General features: G+C 72.6%; 16 protein-coding genes and 1 pseudogene. 12 read left to right on the top strand and 5 right to left on the bottom strand.

Translation table 11 applies throughout. The features are described from left to right. Positions 1–13: 13 nt before the first annotated feature. Entirely contained in the window at positions 14–2,566 is a 2,553-nt protein-coding gene (locus OG429_RS36435; RefSeq protein WP_328929526.1) for a discoidin domain-containing protein, read from the top strand. Between the two features lie 108 nt (positions 2,567–2,674). On the opposite strand, the gene OG429_RS36430 is transcribed toward OG429_RS36435, so the two are convergent. Together OG429_RS36430 and OG429_RS36425 are read right to left on the bottom strand one after the other, a co-directional pair. Then, complete coding sequence (locus OG429_RS36430; protein WP_443051295.1) at positions 2,675–3,274, bottom strand: carboxylesterase family protein; 600 nt, start codon at positions 3,272–3,274, stop codon at positions 2,675–2,677. 73 nt (positions 3,275–3,347) lie between these two features. After that, entirely contained in the window at positions 3,348–4,001 is a 654-nt protein-coding gene (locus OG429_RS36425) for a maleylpyruvate isomerase family mycothiol-dependent enzyme (RefSeq protein ID WP_328929525.1), read from the bottom strand. 72 nt (positions 4,002–4,073) lie between these two features. On the opposite strand from OG429_RS36425, the gene OG429_RS36420 reads away from it, so the two are divergent. Beyond that, positions 4,074–5,015 (top strand): LysR family transcriptional regulator, encoded by a 942-nt coding sequence (locus tag OG429_RS36420; protein ID WP_328929524.1) that lies wholly within the window; start codon positions 4,074–4,076, stop codon positions 5,013–5,015. Positions 5,016–5,094: 79 nt separating this feature from the next. After that, the gene (locus tag OG429_RS36415; RefSeq protein ID WP_328929523.1) at positions 5,095–5,943 is read left to right on the top strand and encodes an aldo/keto reductase; all 849 of its coding nucleotides are present in this window, start codon (positions 5,095–5,097) and stop codon (positions 5,941–5,943) included. Between the two features lie 11 nt (positions 5,944–5,954). Here the strand turns inward: OG429_RS36415 and OG429_RS36410 are convergent, their stop codons facing one another. Then, positions 5,955–7,322 (bottom strand): pyridoxal phosphate-dependent decarboxylase family protein, encoded by a 1,368-nt coding sequence (locus OG429_RS36410; RefSeq protein ID WP_328929522.1) that lies wholly within the window; start codon positions 7,320–7,322, stop codon positions 5,955–5,957. A gap of 65 nt (positions 7,323–7,387) precedes the next feature. On the opposite strand from OG429_RS36410, the gene OG429_RS36405 reads away from it, so the two are divergent. From OG429_RS36405 to OG429_RS36385, 5 genes are all read left to right on the top strand, one after another. Then, positions 7,388–7,711: a putative quinol monooxygenase gene (locus OG429_RS36405; RefSeq protein WP_328929521.1), complete on the top strand. Its 324-nt coding sequence runs from the start codon at positions 7,388–7,390 to the stop codon at positions 7,709–7,711. Between the two features lie 461 nt (positions 7,712–8,172). Then, positions 8,173–8,604, top strand: a complete 432-nt coding sequence (locus tag OG429_RS36400) for a VOC family protein (RefSeq protein WP_328929520.1) — start codon at positions 8,173–8,175, stop codon at positions 8,602–8,604. A 116-nt stretch (positions 8,605–8,720) separates the two neighbouring features. Further along, the gene (locus OG429_RS36395) at positions 8,721–9,269 is read left to right on the top strand and encodes a DM13 domain-containing protein (protein WP_405676833.1); all 549 of its coding nucleotides are present in this window, start codon (positions 8,721–8,723) and stop codon (positions 9,267–9,269) included. A 66-nt stretch (positions 9,270–9,335) separates the two neighbouring features. Further along, positions 9,336–9,668: a TfoX/Sxy family protein gene (locus OG429_RS36390; protein WP_328929518.1), complete on the top strand. Its 333-nt coding sequence runs from the start codon at positions 9,336–9,338 to the stop codon at positions 9,666–9,668. Positions 9,669–9,751: 83 nt separating this feature from the next. Beyond that, complete coding sequence (locus OG429_RS36385) at positions 9,752–10,816, top strand: NAD-dependent epimerase/dehydratase family protein (protein WP_328929517.1); 1,065 nt, start codon at positions 9,752–9,754, stop codon at positions 10,814–10,816. A 97-nt stretch (positions 10,817–10,913) separates the two neighbouring features. On the opposite strand, the gene OG429_RS36380 is transcribed toward OG429_RS36385, so the two are convergent. Together OG429_RS36380 and OG429_RS36375 are read right to left on the bottom strand one after the other, a co-directional pair. After that, a complete protein-coding gene (locus OG429_RS36380; RefSeq protein ID WP_328929516.1) occupies positions 10,914–12,029 on the bottom strand; it encodes a sensor histidine kinase in 1,116 nt (371 codons plus the stop codon). Next, on the bottom strand, positions 12,026–12,754 hold the full coding sequence (locus tag OG429_RS36375; protein WP_328929515.1) for a response regulator transcription factor: 729 nt from the start codon (positions 12,752–12,754) through the stop codon (positions 12,026–12,028). Before OG429_RS36375 ends, OG429_RS36380 begins: the two co-directional genes overlap by 4 nt. Positions 12,755–12,876: 122 nt before the next feature. On the opposite strand from OG429_RS36375, the gene OG429_RS36370 reads away from it, so the two are divergent. The 4 genes and pseudogenes from OG429_RS36370 to OG429_RS41610 form a co-directional block, all read left to right on the top strand. Further along, positions 12,877–13,560 (top strand): glycosyltransferase family 2 protein, encoded by a 684-nt coding sequence (locus OG429_RS36370; protein WP_328929514.1) that lies wholly within the window; start codon positions 12,877–12,879, stop codon positions 13,558–13,560. After that, positions 13,557–14,228, top strand: a complete 672-nt coding sequence (locus OG429_RS36365; RefSeq protein WP_328929513.1) for a TIGR04282 family arsenosugar biosynthesis glycosyltransferase — start codon at positions 13,557–13,559, stop codon at positions 14,226–14,228. Before OG429_RS36370 ends, OG429_RS36365 begins: the two co-directional genes overlap by 4 nt. Then, on the top strand, positions 14,225–14,911 hold the full coding sequence (locus OG429_RS36360) for a methyltransferase domain-containing protein (protein WP_328929512.1): 687 nt from the start codon (positions 14,225–14,227) through the stop codon (positions 14,909–14,911). Before OG429_RS36365 ends, OG429_RS36360 begins: the two co-directional genes overlap by 4 nt. After that, positions 14,908–16,011: pseudogene (locus OG429_RS41610) on the top strand (glycosyltransferase 87 family protein); the annotation flags it as partial. The gene OG429_RS36360 and the pseudogene OG429_RS41610, both read left to right, overlap by 4 nt. Between the last annotated feature and the right edge of the window lie 211 nt (positions 16,012–16,222).

The following is a 16,222-nucleotide window of genomic DNA, read 5'->3' as shown; positions in this document are numbered from 1 at the left end:
CCAGGAGGTCAGATTGCAGTCCAGGCGCTTCCTCGCCTCAACCCGCCTGATACGCCGTTCCCACCTGCTCATCGCCTTCGGCATAGGCGCGCTGCTGATCGGCGCGATCCCGTGGCTCGGGATCGCGAGCCCGGCAGTGGCCGGCCGCGTCCCGGCCCCCCGAACCGCACCCGTGCCCTTCGAGCAGCAGCCGGCGACGCAGTCACCGCACCACGGCATCGCCCCTGCGAACGCCATGGAACCCGCGGCTCCCGTTCTCGACCGGACCGGATGGACGGCCACGGCGAGCGACGAGGAGACCGGGGGTGAGAACGGCCGCGCGGCCAACGTGCTCGACGGCAACACCAACACCATCTGGCACAGCAAATGGACGGGCACACCCACCCCCCTGCCGCACAACATCACCATAGACATGCAACGCACGACACTCGTCTCCGCGCTCGTCTACCGCCCCCGTGCCGACGGGGCCAACGGGCGCGTCGGTGAGTACAGCATCAGTCTCAGCGCGGACGGACGGAGCTGGGCGAGCCCGGTCGCTTCCGGCACGCTCGCGGACGACGGCACCGCCAAGACGCTCGGGTTCGCCCCGCAGGGGGCTCGGTTCGTACGGCTGACGGCCCTCACCGAGGCGGGCGGGCGCGGGCCCTGGACCTCCGCCGCCGAGATCAACCTGCTGGGCGACCCCGGCACCCCGGAAGCCACCGTCGACCTGTCCCGGACCGGATGGACGGCCACGGCCAGCGACGAGGAGACCAGTAGCGAGGACGGCCGCGCGGCCAACGTGCTCGACGGCAACACCAACACCATCTGGCACAGCAAATGGACGGGCACACCCACCCCCCTGCCGCACAGCATCACCATAGACATGCACCGCATGACACCCGTCTCCGCACTCGTCTACCACCCCCGCGTGGGCGGAGCCAACGGCCGGGCGGGCGCGTACACCATCACCACCAGCACCGACGGCACCGCCTTCGGCGCGCCGGTCGCCGCCGGCACCTGGCGGGACGACGACACGGTCAAGACCGCCACCTTCACCCGGGCCGAGAGCGCGCGCTTCGTACGTCTGACCGTGACCACCGAGGCCGGCGGCCGCGGTCCGTGGACCTCTGCCGGTGAGATACGCCTGAGCGGACCGGCCAGCCCGGCCGTCCACGGGGCCTGGGACCGGATCACCGGCTTCCCCCTGGTGCCCGTGGCCACCGCCGCCCTGCCGGGCGACAAGCTGCTGGCGTGGTCCGCCTACGCGGTCGACCGCTTCGGCGGCAGCAACGGCTACACCCAGACCGCGATCCTGGACCTGAAGACGGGCAAGGTGACCCAGCGGCGTATCGACAACACCGGCCACGACATGTTCTGTCCGGGCATCGCGATGCTGGCCGACGGCCGGGTGCTGGTCACCGGCGGCAGCAACGCGGAAAAGGCCAGCATCTACGACCCGGCCACCGACGAATGGTCCGCCACCACGAGCATGAACATCGCCCGCGGCTACCAGGCCATGACCCTTCTCTCCACCGGTGAGGCCTTCGTCCTGGGCGGATCCTGGAGCGGGCCCGCGGGCGACAAGGTCGGCGAGGTGTGGTCGCCGGACACCCGTACCTGGCGCAAGCTCCCGGGCGTCTCCGCCACCCCGGCGCTGACGGCCGACCCGGCCGGACCCTACCGGGCCGACAACCACATGTGGCTCCACGCCACTTCGGGCGGCAAAGTACTGCAACTGGGTCCGAGCAAGCAGATGAACTGGATCACGACCAGCGGCACGGGCAGCATCACCCCCGCAGGCCCCCGGGCCGACAGCGGGGACGCCATGACCGGCAACGCCGTCGCCTACGACATCGGCAAGCTCCTCACACTGGGCGGCTCGCCCGCCTACGAGAAGACCCCCGCCACCCGTCGTGCCTACACGGTGAACGTCTCGGGCAGCCAGGTCCAGGCCGCCCGTACGGGCGACATGGAGCACGCCCGCGGTTTCAGCAACAGCGTCGTCCTGCCCGACGGCAAGGTGGCCGTCTTCGGCGGGCAGTCCTATCCGGTGCCGTTCAGCGACGCGACCTCGGTCCTGACCCCCGAGTTGTGGGACCCGTCGACCGGCAGCTTCACACCGCTCGCCACCATGGCCATTCCGCGCAACTACCACAGCGTGGCCAACCTGTTGCCGGACGGGCGGGTCTTCTCCGGCGGCGGGGGCCTGTGCGGTGACTGCGCGACCAACCACCCGGACGGGGCCGTCTTCACGCCGCCGTACCTGCTCAACGCGGACGGCTCGCCGAAGCCGCGTCCCGTCATCACCGGGGGCGTGCCCTCCCGGACCGCCCCCGGAGCGTCCCTCACGGTGAGCACCCAGAGCCCGGTGGCGTCCTTCGTCCTCATGCGGGCCGCGGCCGCCACCCACTCCACGGACAACGACCAGCGCCGGATCCCCCTCGTGTCCACGGCCACGGGAACGGGCGCGTACACGGTGACCGTACCGGCCGACACCGGAGTGGTCCTGCCGGGGAACTACATGCTCTTCGCCCTCGACGCCCAGGGGGTACCGAGCATCGCCCAGTTCGTCACCATCTCCTGACCTCACGGGTGGTGTCCCGGCCCTCGAACCGGCCGGACACCACCCGTCAGGCGGGCCGACGCTACCGGCCGGTCAGCGGCAGCACGGGGATGGTGTGGTTCCGCCAGATCAGGCGGGAGGTCTCCTCCGGATAGGCGGTGACAGCCGCTCGGGCGTCGAAGACCTGCACGAGGCGTCGTCCGGAATCGTACGCGGGCCAGCCGGGGTCGCCGTGAGCGGCGAACGCCGTCCACGCGGCACGCATGCGGGCGGACAGCGCCTGAAGACGTCCAGGGCGCTCGCCGCCTGCTGCGGTGTCACCTGCCCGCGCAGGCCGTCGAGCGCGGTGAGCAGCCGCTGTTCGTCGCGGGTGTGGCCGACGAGGAGTTCGACGTCCCGGCCGGCGCCGTCGGCCAGGGCCCGCCACGGGGTGACCGGCAGGGCGTCACCGTCGACGACCGGTGAGAACGGGATCGACCTGTGCGCGGCCTGCCCCCAGCGTTCCGCCCGCCGGCCCATCGCGGCGCCGACCGCATCACCGGCGGTGGACAGCCGGGCGGGGGCCACCGTGGACAGGCCGGCCACCGTGGGCTTGCGCCCCAGCTCGGCGGCGCAGGCGGCGGCGATGTCGGAGGCGAGCTCCGGCGAGAAGAACGTGCCCTGGACGCTCTGCGCGACGGCGCGGCCGAAGAGTCCGGCCGCACGCGGCATCGCCAGCAGCGCGGCCACCTATCCGGCGCCCGCCGACTGGCCGAAGACCGTGACGCGGGCCGGATCGCCGCCGAAGGCCCGGACCCGCGTATCAGCCCGGCGTGGCCACGAAGCGATCGCGCGGTTCGCCGTGCAGGCGTCCCGGCGGCAGCTTTCGGCCGTATGCGAGCAGGAGGAGGTCCTGTGCGGCGCCGGCCAGCGGCTCTCCGGAGCCGAATGTCCAGTCGAGATCGGTGGCACGGAGTTCGATTCCCTTGAGGTCGGCTCCGAAGAACTTCAAGGTCCTGGCGTTGACGCTCCTCAAGAGGATGCGCACGCGGTCCTCGGGAACCCGGCGGTCGAGGCCCAGGGCGACCGTGATGTCCAGGCCGTGGATCACATCGTGGCCCAGGGCCGCCTCGATCCCGCCGACCGGCGGCTTCCAGGGATGGTCCGCGTTGTCACCGAGGAACGCGGCGAGCTCGCGCGTCGTATGGGCGGCCGCGTCCTTGCGGGCGCATCGATCTGTCATCCGGTGGAGGTTGCCCCGTGCTCTGAGGAGTTCCCGCACCGTGGTGGAGAGGGAGTACCGGAACCCCATCGTCATGTGCGCCGCGACCTCCCGTACCCGCCATCCCCCGCACAGGGTCGGAGCGTCCCAGTCCTGCGCCGGCAATCCGTCGAGCACGGCAGCCAGTTCCCGGCGCTCGGCCGCTATCGCCGCTCTGGTGTCCGCCGCTGATCTCCGGTAGGTCGTGTTCTCCATGTCGTCAAGGATCCCGGCAACCCCTGCCACAGGTCCAAGAGTTTGCACGTCTCGCAGCTAGCATGATCAGTTATGGACATCAGGCAGTTGCGGTATTTCGTCACGGTGGCGGAGGAAGCCAACTTCACCCGTGCCGCCGCCCGCCTGCACCTGGCGCAGCCGGGCGTGAGCGCCCAGGTACGGCAGCTCGAAAGGGAGCTCGGGCAACCGCTGTTGGACCGTTCCGGCCGGTCGGTGACCCTGACCGAGGTGGGCTTGGCCGTACTGCCGTACGCGCGGGCCGCCCTGAGCGCGGTCGAAGCGGTACGGCAGACCGTGGACGAGTTCACGGGGCTGCTGCGTGGCCACGTCACGATCGGCTTCCTCTCGGGAGCCGCCGCCCACACGTTCGACCTGGCTTCCTTCCTGGCCGGCTTCCACCGCGACCACCCCCAGGTCGAGGTCACCCTGACCGAGAACACGTCCGAGCGGATGCTCGCCGCGCTGCATCGCGGCGAGCTCGATGTCGCGGTGGTCGGACTCGCGGACGAGGAACCCCCACCGGGCATCTCGCTCCAGGTCCTGATCGACGAACCCCTGGTCGCCGCCGTCGCCCCGGACGACCCCGGCCTCACGCACACGGGCCGCACGGGCATTCCGTTGGCCGAGCTCCGCGACCGCCCGCTGATCAGCCTGCCGCGCGGCACAGGCACCCGCGGCGTACTCGAGCGCGCTTGCGCGCGGGCCGGGTTCCAGCCCCGTATCGCCTTCGAAGCGGCCGCGCCCCTGTTCCTCGCGCAGCTCGCCGCCCGCGGGCTCGGCGTGGCGGTGGTGCCGGCGCTCCAGGCCCACGAGGCATCAGCCTTCGGGGTGCGCACCCTGGAGATCACCCACCCCCGGCTACGCGGCCGCGTGGCGCTGGCCTGGCGGACGGACGGACCGGCAAGCCCGGCCGCAACGGCCTTCCTGGGCTTGCTCCGCGCGACCCTCACCGCGTCGGGAACCGTCTCGACACATCCCGGGGATGTGTCGTAGGGCCCGACGGGTGCGGGCCCGGATCATGCTGGACGGAACACGGACCACTGACCTCGCGCGCCACGGCGAAGGAGACTCCATGCAGACCGTCACCCTGAACAACGGTGTCCGGATGCCCGTCCTCGGATTCGGCGTCTACCAGATCCCGCCGGGGCAGACCGAGCAGGCCGTCACCCACGCCCTGGCCGCCGGCTACCGGCTCCTCGACACCGCCGCCGCGTACGGAAACGAGGAGGCCGTCGGCCGCGCCGTCAAAAGCAGCGGCATCCCCCGCGAGGAGCTGTTCATCACCACCAAGGTGTGGATCCAGGACGCCGGCGAGGAGAACACCCGCCGCGCCTTCGACACGTCGCTGCGCAAGCTCGGTCTCGACTACCTCGACCTGTACCTGATCCACCAGCCCTACGGCGACGTCTACGGCTCCTGGCGCGCCATGGAGGGGCTGAACCGCGAGGGCCGCGCCAAGGCGATCGGTGTCTCCAACTTCTACCCCGACCGGCTCGTCGACCTCATCGACCACAACGAGGTCACGCCCGCGGTCAACCAGATCGAGACCCACCCGTTCTTCCAGCGCACCGCCGACCAGGACCTGATGCGCGGGCGCCGCGTCCAGATCGAGTCCTGGGGGCCGTTCGCCGAGGGCAGGAACAACCTCTTCTCCCACCCCGTCCTCGGTGAGATCGGTGCCCGGCACGGCAAGTCGGTGGCGCAGGTCGTGCTCCGCTGGCTCGTCCAGCGGCAGGTCGTCGTCCTCTCCAAGTCGGTCCGCGCCGAGCGCATGGCGGAGAACATCGACGTCTTCGACTTCGAACTCACCGACGGTCAGATGGCGTCCATCGCCGCCCTGGACACCGGCCGCTCGCTGTTCTTCGACCACTGGGACCCGGCCGCCGTCAGCCAGCTCGGCAACGCCCGCATCCACGACTGACGGCCTCGGCCTCAGGCGCGGAGGGATGCGCGCCTGATCGCGTCGAGTGCGCGCGCCACGTCGTCGTCGGTCGTCGACCAGTTGCTCACCGAGATGCGCATGACGCGCCGACCGTGCCAGGTGGATCCGCTGATCCACGCCGTGCCGTCGTCCAGCAGCCGGGCGAGTACGCGTTCCGTGCGTTCGTCGTTGCCGAACTCGGCGCAAACCTGGGTGAACACCACGTCGTTGAGGACCGTCGCGCCGTCGATCCCGGCGATGCCGGTGGCGAACGCGGAGGCGTGCCGGCACAGACGGTCGACGAGGTCGGCCACACCTGATCGGCCGAGGGACCTGAGTGCGGCCCACACGGTGAAGGCCCGGCCGCGCCGGGAGAGCTCGGGGACCTTGTCGACCGGGTCGCCGTGTTCGTGCTGGATGAGGTAGTCGCCGCGCTGGCCCATCGCCGCCCGGAGCGCGGACGGATCGCGCACGATGGCGAGGCCGCAGTCGTAGGGGACGTTCAGCGTCTTGTGGGCGTCCGTCGCCCAGGAGTCGGCGTCTCGGCAGCCCGCCGTCAGGTGCGCGTACGTCGGGGAAGCGGCCGCCCACAGACCGAAGGCGCCGTCGATGTGCACCCACGCGTCCGCCTCGCGGGCCGCCCTGATCGCCTCGGCGAAGGGATCGAAGGCTCCGGAGTGGATGTCTCCGGCCTGGAGGATCACGATCGTGGGGCGCTGCCCGCCGGCGGCCAGGGCGCGGCGCAGGGCCTCGGGCTCGACGCGTCCTTGATCGTCCGCTTGCACCAGTTCGGGCTCGCCGAGCCCCAGGTAGCGCAGCGCCAGGTCGACGGCCATGTGGCGGTCCTCGCCGGCGATGACGTGTACGTCCGGCCCACGTGCCAGTCCGTCGCGGGCGACGTTCCAGCCGGTGCGTCGCAGCGCCGCGTCGCGTCCGGCGGCGAGGCAGGTGAAGTTCGCCATCGTGGCACCCGTGGCGAAGCCGACGGCGCTGTCGCCCGGCAGGTCGAGCAGATCGAGCAACCACGCGCCGGCGACCTCTTCCGCCGCCGCGTACGCGGGCGAGGCGGCGCGCATCACGCAGTTCTGGTCCCAGGCGCTGACCAGCCAGTCCGCGGCCAGCGCGGCGGGTTCGGTGCCGCCGACCACGAATCCGTAGAAGCGGCCGCTGGGAAACGCGGTGAGCCCCGGCTCACAGGCCGTGGCCAGCAGGTCGACGACATCGGGGGGTGCGCTGGGACCGTCGGGCAGTTCGCCGCCGAGCTCACGCACGATCTCCTCGACCGAAGCGCGGGCGGGAACCCTGCGGTCGGACAGGCTCGCCAGCCAGCGCACGGCATGGCCGTACGCCTGTCGCAGCGCCATCTCGCGCGCGTCCATACCTTGGACTATGGGACAGCCGCCGCCACGACGCAAGCCACACCATTCATGCCTACACTGCTCGAATGATCTTCATCGTGGTGAAATTCGCCGTCAAGCCCGAATACGTGGAGCAGTGGCCCGACAAGGTCGCGGAGTTCACCCGCGCCACCCGCGCCGAGCCCGGCAATCTGTGGTTCGAGTGGTCGCGCAGCCTGGAGGAGCCCGACACCTACGTCCTGGTCGAGGCGTTCCAGGACGGGGCGGCGGAGGCGCACGTCACCTCTGAGCACTTCCGCACCGCCCTGGAAACCATGCGCCCCCTGGTCACCCGTACGCCCGACATCGTCAGCACCACCATCGAGGGCGCCACCGGCTGGAGCCGGATGGGCGAACTGCAGGTCGACTGAGCGCGGCCTGCTCCTCGGCCGACCGCAGACGGGCCAGCAGCGCCGGGTCACCCGTCACCTGGCTGCTGACGGACAAGAACCCCGGCCGTCGTGGCCGCGGCCACGACGGCGATGGCCGCCCGCCGGGCTCCGACCCGGAATGGGGCCGGCGGCCGGGCGGGGGCGGCGACGGAGCGTTCGGGGTGCTGTACGGGCACGTTGATACCCCCTCAGGAGCGGTCCGGGCGGCCGGACCTGACCGGACGCCGGACGCCGGGTTCCGGGACCAGCATCCGGTCGCACCGGCACCACCGCCCTCCGCCTGCTCCATCCGGCCCCAACTCCTCACGGCCACTGTCGTCCGCGTCGGTCGCCCCGTCGGCCGGGCGTCCGATCAGCGGCCCGAAGGGGGCGTTTCGATGGGGGCGGCGGCGCCCGTCGTGCGCGACGGTGGTCCCCCGGCGTTTCTGAGGAGGCTTTCCATGAAGTGGACGCTCGAAGTCGTGCTGGTCCCCGTCACCGACCTGGACCGGGCGAAGGAGTTCTATGCCGGCTGGCTCGGCTTCACGGTGGACGTCGACGCCGAGGTCTCCCCCGGTGTGCGCGTCATCCAGATGACTCCGCCCGGCTCGCGGTGTTCGATCGCGATGGAACGCGGGTTGCCCCCGGCGCCCGGTACGAAAGCGATGGCGCCGGGCGCGCTGCAAGGCCTTCAACTCTGTGTCACGGACATCGAGGCGGCACGCGCGGAGCTGGTCGAGCGGGGCGTGGACGTCTCCCCGGTCCGCCACGTCGGCGCGTCGGGCTGGATGGACGGCAAGGGCGGGACCTGGAACTCGTTCATGTCCTTCCAGGACCCGGACGGCAACGGCTGGGTGGTCCAGGAGGCCCCGTCGGAGCTGTCGGAACGCTGACGGCTGCGGTCCGGACCGCAGCCGTAAGAACTTCGTCACCAGGGCGGATATGGTGCCCGGATCCCTCGCCGCATTGAATGCAGGTGGTATACGGACAGACCGGCGAGGAAGAGGCTATGACGGTGACAGCGACACAGGCGAAGCGGCGGGGACGGATACGGGCCGGGGCACTGATCGCGGTGGTGGTGCTCGGCGCCGGGCTCTACTGGTTCCAGCCGTGGAAGCTGTGGCAGGACCAGACGGTCAAGGAGACCTTGCCGACCGCCACCGCCACCGCGGCGCCGCGATCCTCCGGACCGGCACCGTCCGGCCCGCAGGTCATCGCCGAGGGCACCCTGATCAGCCACGAGCACGCCACCACCGGGACGGTGAAACTGATCCGGCTGCCCGACGGCTCCCGCACTCTGCGCCTGGAGAACCTCGACACCAGCAATGGTCCCGACCTACGGGTATGGCTGACCGATGCGCCGGTGAAGGAGGGCACGGCCGGCTGGCGGGTGTTCGACGACGGCAAGTACGTGAGCCTGGGCAAGCTCAAGGGCAACAAGGGCGACCAGAACTACGAGATCCCGGCCGATGTGAACCTGGCCGACTACACCAGCGTCACCATCTGGTGCGACCGCTTCGACGTCTCCTTCGGCGCGGCGGCTCTGACCTCGGCCTGAAGCCGGCCGCACACGGACGAGGGCCTGCGGCGCGCGTGCGACCGCGCGGCGTAGAAGAGTGGGTCCATGACGTTCGACGAGGGACTCGCCCAGCGGATCCGGGAACAGCTGGGCGAGGGGCCTGCGGCACTCACCGAGAAGCGGATGTTCGGCGGCCTCGCCTTCCTGCTGCACGGAAACATGACGGTGGGGGTGGTCGGTGACGAGCTCATCGCCCGCGTGGGTCCGGACCGCACCGCCCAGGCCCTCGCCCGGCCGGAGGCCCGCCCCATGGATTTCACCGGCCGTCCGATGCGGGGCTGGGTGACGGTCGGCGGACCGGCTCTGGCAGAGGACGAGGTCCTGCGCCACTGGATCACGGCGGCGACGGAATTCGCCCGCACGCTCCCGACCAAGTGACCTCCGGCGCGACCGCATGACGGAAGTCTTACGGGCCGCGTGGGAGACCCCTCGGTCGACGCGGACTGCGTAACGTCCGCGGCATGCGCGTACTCGTCACAGGAGGAGCCGGGTTCATCGGCTCCCACATCGTCACCGCCCTGAAGGGCCGGGGGCACGACCCCCTCGTCCTCGATGCCCTGCTGCCCGCCGCCCATCCCGAGAAACCGCCCCTGCCGGACGCCGAGTTCCTCCGGGCGGACGTACGGGACGCGGACGCCGTGCGGGCCGCGCTGCGCGGGGTGGACGCCGTGTGCCACCAGGCGGCCATGGTCGGGCTCGGCAAGGACTTCGCGGACGCCCCGGCCTACGTCGGCGCCAACGACCTCGGGACGGCGGTGCTGCTGGCGGAGATGGCCGCGGCCGGAGTCCACCAGCTCGTCCTGGCCGGGTCGATGGTGGTGTACGGGGAGGGCCGGTACGAGTGCCCGCGCCACGGGGTGGTGCGGCCCGGGCCCAGGCAAGCGGCGGATCTGACGGCCGGCCGGTTCGAACCCCGCTGCCCCAGCTGCGGAGCCGAGCTCGCACCGGGCCTGGTCGGCGAGGACGCGCCGGCGGATCCGCGCAACGTGTACGCCACGACGAAGCTCGCGCAGGAGCACCTGGCCGCGGCCTGGGCCCGGTGCGTGGACGGCCGGGCGGTGGCCCTGCGGTACCACAACGTGTACGGGCCGGGCATGCCGCGCGACACCCCGTACGCCGGGGTCGCGTCGTTCTTCCGCTCCTCGCTGGCCCGGGGCGAGGCTCCGCAGGTCTTCGAGGACGGCGCGCAGCGGCGGGACTTCGTCCATGTCGGGGACGTGGCCGCGGCGAACGTGGTGGCCTTGGAGGCCGCCGGTGCAGGGCCCGCGGGCACCCTGACCGCGTACAACACGGGAAGCGGGGAACCGCACACGGTCGGGGAGATGGCAGCGGCGCTGGCCTCGGCGCACGGGGGGCCCGCTCCCGTCGTCACGGGCGAGTTCCGCCTCGGCGACGTCCGGCACATCACGGCAGACTCCGGCCGGCTGCGCCGTGAGCTGGGGTGGCGCCCGGCGGTCGGCTTCGCGGAGGGGATGACCGAGTTCGCTCTGGCCGGGCAGCGCGCCTCGGCGGGCGCCGTCCGCTGACGCCCCTCGCCGCTCGCCCCTCGCCCTTCGCCCTTCGCCCCGGAGGCGAGCCTCGTGACCGGCTCCGGCGGCGTCGGAGCCGGTCGGGCGGAACAGCTCAGGCGGGTGCCGCCACCGGGAGGGTGACCTCGAAGCGGCAGCCGCCCGGGACGTTGCGTACGTGGGTCCGGCCGGCGTGCGCCTCGACGATGCCGCGGACGATCGCCAGACCCAGTCCCGCCCCGGCGGGCGGTGTACGGGCCTCGCTGCCGCGCCAGCCGGTGTCGAAGACCCGCGCGAGATCCTCCTCCGGAATGCCGCCGCAGCCGTCGGTCACGGACAGGACGACCCCGTCCGCCCGGCCCTCCGCCGTGACGGCGACGGTGCCGTCGGCCGGCGTGTGGCGGATTGCGTTGACCAGGAGGTTGGCGATGACCCGGGCCATCTCCTTGCCGTCGACGTCAACCGGTACGGCGGCCACCCCTTCCCCCACCAGCCGCACGCCGTGTTCCCGGGCGAGCGGATCGGCCCCGGAGAGGGCGTCGTCCACGAGGTCGTAGAGCGAGATCCGGCTGGGGTTGAGGCTGAGCGCTCCGGCGTGGATGCGGGAGAGTTCGAAGAGGTCGGTGACCATGGAGTTGAGCCGGTCGACCTCCGTGCGGATCTGCCGGTGGTAGCGGGCGGGGTCGGCGGCCACGCCGTCCTCCAGGGCCTCGGCCATCGCCCGCAGTCCGGCGAGCGGGGTCCGGAGGTCGTGCGAGATCCAGGCGACGAGCTCGCGCCGTGAGGCCTCCAGGGCCTGCTCCCGCTTCCGGGACGCGTCGAGCTTGGCGCTGGTCGCGGCCAGTTCCCGGGAGAGCGCGGCCAGTTCGGCGGTGGCTCCGGTCCGGGGGGCCGCGAACCGGCCACCGTCACCGAAGTCGCGGGCGGCGACGGCCAGTTCGCGGCTGCGGGCGACGACCCAGCGGCCGAGCAGCATGGCGGTGGCCAGTGCGACGACGGCAGCCACGGCCACGACCACGGTGACCACCCACAGGTCGTGCCGGGACAGGAACATCGCCTCGGCGACGGCCAGCGTGCCGGCCAGCATCGCGGTGACCGTGACCGCGGCGACCACGAAGAGGGACACCGCGACCGAACGGTGGCGGACCAGGCGCAGGGCGAGCGCACCGACGAGCCCCGCGCCGCCCGCGCCGCCGAGCGCGAAGAGGGCGATGAGCAGGACGTCCTTCACGACACGGTCTCCTTTTCCCCGGTCTCGAAGCGGTATCCGACGCCCCATACGGTCTGGATCAGCCGGGGCTGGGCGGGGTCGTCCTCGATCTTCGCCCGGAGTCGGCGCACGTGAACGGTGACCGTGGACAGGTCGCCGAAGTCCCAGCCCCACACCTCGCGCATCAGTTCCTCGCGTCCGTGTGCCCGTCCAGGGTGCGACAGGAAGTGGGCGAGGAGGTCGAACTCCCTGAGCGTCAAAGCCAGTTCGCGCCCCTGCTTGGCCGCGCGCCGGGTCGCGGGGTCGAGCACCACGTCGCCCGCCCGGAGGACCTGCCGGGACGGGGCGGGGTCCTGCCGCCGGCTGCCGAGGCTGCGGCGCAGGACGGATTCGACCCGCAGGACGAGTTCCCTCGGGCTGAAGGGTTTGGTGACGTAGTCGTCGGCCCCGAGCTCCAGGCCCGCGATCCGGTCGTCCTCGTCGCCGAGCGCCGTCAGCATGATCACGGGAACCGGAGCTGTCGCCCGCAGCCGCCGGCACACCTCCAGGCCGTCGAGACCGGGCAGCATCAGGTCGAGGAGCACCAGGTCCGGCCACCGGGCGGCGGCACGGCGCAGGGCGTCGGGGCCGTCGGGTGCGTGCTCGACGGTGCAGCCGGCCCGTGCGAGGTAGCCGGAGACGACTTCCGCGACCGTCGGGTCGTCTTCGACCACCAGGACATGGGGGCACGGTTCGGTATGGCTCATGGGTCCAGGGTCGCATCAGCCCGGCGCCGGCAGCGGAGCCAGAGGGCCGGTGAGGGTGACGTCCGCGTTTCGTAAGGAGTGGAAAGCCCTTTTGTGCCGCGCGGATTCCTACGGTGAGTCACGTGACCGTAGATGTTGTACTCCCCTGTCTGAACGAGGCCGAGGCCCTGCCCTGGGTCCTCGCCCGCATCCCGTCCGGCTGGCGGCCGCTCGTCGTGGACAACGGATCCACCGACGGCTCCGCCGCCCTCGCCCGCGAGCTCGGCGCGACCGTGGTCGAGGAGACCCGCCGCGGCTTCGGCGCCGCCTGCCACGCCGGGCTGCTGGCCGCCGAGGCCGACGTGGTCTGCTTCTGCGACTGCGACGCCTCGCTCGACCCCGGCCTCCTCGCCGGTTTCGTCCGGGCGGTGTCGGACGGTGAGGCGGATCTGGTCCTCGGGCGGCGCCGCCCCCAGGGGCGGGGCGCCTGGCCCGCGCACGCCCGGGCCGGAAACCTCGCCCTGTCCCACATGCTGCGCCGGCGCACCGGACTGCGCCTGCGGGACCTCGGGCCGATGCGGGCCGCCCGCCGCGAGGCCCTGCTCGGGCTCGACCTGACCGACCGGCGCAGCGGATATCCGCTCCAGATGGTCGTCCGGGCCGCCGACGCGGGCTGGCGGGTGCGCGAAGTGGACGTCCCGTACCTCCCCCGGTCCGGGAAGTCCAAGGTGACCGGCACCTGGCGGGGCACCTGGCAGGCCGTGCACGACATGCGGCGCGTACTGGCGGAAGCCCCTCGCAAGCCGGCCGCGGACGGTGTCCGGTGACCCCTCCCACGACCACATCCACATCCACGACCGCGCCCTCGACCACCTTGCTCGTCATCGCCAAGGAGCCCGTTCCGGGCCGGGTCAAGACCCGGTTGACCCCGCCGTTCACACCGCGCCAGGCGGCAGCGCTGGCGGCGGCCGCCCTGGCCGACACCCTGTCCGCCGTGGCCGCGGTACCCGCCGCGCGGCGCGTACTCGTACTGGACGGGCGGCCCGGCCCGTGGCTCCCGCCGGGCTTCGAGGTACTGCCGCAGTGCGCGGGCGGCCTGGACGAGCGGCTCGCCGCCGCCTTCGCCTCGTGTACGGGCCCGGCACTCCTCCTCGGCATGGACACGCCCCAGGTGTCCCCCGCCCTCCTCGCGCCCGCCCTCGCCTGGGACGCGTACGACGCCTGGTTCGGCCCCGCCACCGACGGCGGCTTCTGGGCGCTCGGCCTGGCCGAGCCCGACCCGGCCCTGCTGCGCGGGGTGCCGATGTCCCAGCCGTACACGGGTTCCGCGCAGTACGAGCGGCTGCGCGCGGCCGGGCTGCGGATCGGGCACTTGCCGGAGCTGTGCGATGTGGACACCGCCGAGGACGCGCTGCGGGTGGCCGCCGAGGCGCCGGCCGGACGGTTCGCGACGCTCCACGCCGAGCTTGCTTCCACCATCGAGGTGCGTTCGTGACCGCGCCGACCGCCTGGCGGGCGGATCCCTACAACGACGCGCTCCGGTCCGGCCAGGGGCCGCTGTTCCTGCGGCGTGGGGACGGCTGGCTGCTTCCCCTGGAGGTGGAGCGCTGGTGCGAGGCTCCGGACGAGGCCGACTGGTCCGTGCTGCGGCGCTGCCGAGGCGCCGTACTCGACGTCGGCTGCGGCCCCGGCCGGCTGGTGGCGGCCCTCGCGGCCCGTGGGCGCCGGGCGCTGGGCATCGACCTCAGCCCCGAGGCGGTGGCCCGCACCGAGCGGATGGGCGGACCGGCGCTGTGCCGCTCGGTCTTCGACCCCCTGCCCGGGGAAGGCCGCTGGGGCAGCGTGCTGCTGATCGACGGGAACATCGGCATCGGCGGTGATCCGGTCGTGCTGCTGCGCCGGATGGGAGAGGTGACGAGCCCCGGCGGGAAGATCATCGTCGAATGCGCCGTCGCCGATGTGGACGAGCGGTGCGAGGTGCGCGTCGCCGACGGCCGCGGCGCACTGGGCTCCCCGTTCCAGTGGGCCCGGGTCGGGGTCGACGCCCTGTGCGCGTACGCCGAGCGGACCGGCTGGCGGCCGGCCCACCGGTGGAGCGCGGCGGGCCGGCCCTTCGTGGAGCTGGTCCGTCGGTCTTCCCCGCCGTTCTCCCGCGGCGCGGAGATCTGGGCCGCATGAACCACCCTCGCCCCGCCCATCCGGTCCGCGCCACTCTCACCACGGCCGTACTGCTGACGGCACTGACCGCCGTGCTGGTCCCGACGGTGCGCAAGGACGGCTACTTCGCCGACCCCATAGGTCTGACCTGGTGGTACGCGTCATCGTGGGCGCTGTTCGCCGTTGCCGTGGTGAGCCTGCGCAGGGTTCCGGCCCGGGCCGTCATCCCGCTGGTGCTGGCGGGTTCGGCCGCCGTCGCCCTCACCGGGCTGACCGCCGCGCCCCGGACGAGCACCGACTCGTTCCGTTACGCCTGGGACGGGCGGGTCCAGGCCGCCGGGATCTCGCCGTACGACCACTCCCCCGCCGATCCTGCGCTCACGGGGCTGCGTGACGCCTGGCTGTTCCCCGAGGGACCGGCCTGCACGGGGCGGCCCGACCTCGCGCCCGTCACGGCGGGAGTGTGCACCCGCATCAACCGCCCGCAGGTGCACACCATCTATCCCCCGGTCGCCGAGGGGTACTTCCTCCTCGTCCACGCCCTCTCCCCCGACGGCGTACGGCACAAGGCCCTCCAAGTGGGCGGCGTGGCCGTGTCCGTCGGGGTGACGGGCGTTCTGCTGCTGATCCTGCGTCGCCGACGGGGCGATCCGCGCCACGCGGCGTACTGGGCCTGGTGCCCGGCCGTGGCCGTGGAGGCCGTCAACAACGCCCATGTCGACGCCCTCGCGGTGCTCCTGTCGGTCGCCGCCCTCGGGGTGGTCAGCCGCCGTCGGGTGGCGGGCGGGGTGCTCTTCGGCTTCGCCGTCGCGGCGAAGCTGCTGCCCGCCGTCCTGCTGCCGGGAGCACTGGCCGGGGTGCGCACGTGGCGGCGCGCGGCCGCCGTGCTGCTGCCCGCCGCGGCGACCGTGGGCCTGCTGTACCTGCCGTACGTACTGGTGTCCCGGTCCTCCGTCCTCGGCTACCTGGGCGGGTACGCCGAAGAGGAGGGGTACGAGGACGCCGGGGCCCACGGCCGGTACGCACTGCTGCGGCTGGTGCTCCCGGACGACTGGGCGCTGCCCGCCGTGGCCGCCGTGATGCTCGCCGTGACCGTCTACGTATGGCGCCGGGGCGACCCCGAACGCCCTTGGAGCGCTGCGCTGTTGGTGACGGGAACGGCCTTCCTCCTGATGACTCCCGGCTACTCCTGGTACGCGCTGCTGCTGATCGCCCTCGTGGCCCTCGACGGCCGCTGGGAGTGGTTCGGCGTCGCGATGGCCGGCGCCGCCGTGTACATCGCCGGGCGCTCACTGGGCCCGGACACCGGCACCGTCGCGTACGCCCTCGCGG

The sequence above is a fragment of the Streptomyces sp. NBC_00190 genome (assembly GCF_036203305.1).
GTDB lineage: Bacteria > Actinomycetota > Actinomycetes > Streptomycetales > Streptomycetaceae > Streptomyces.
The sequence above is the reverse complement of the archived record's forward strand: the minus strand, read 5'-3'. Positions and strand labels throughout refer to the sequence as shown.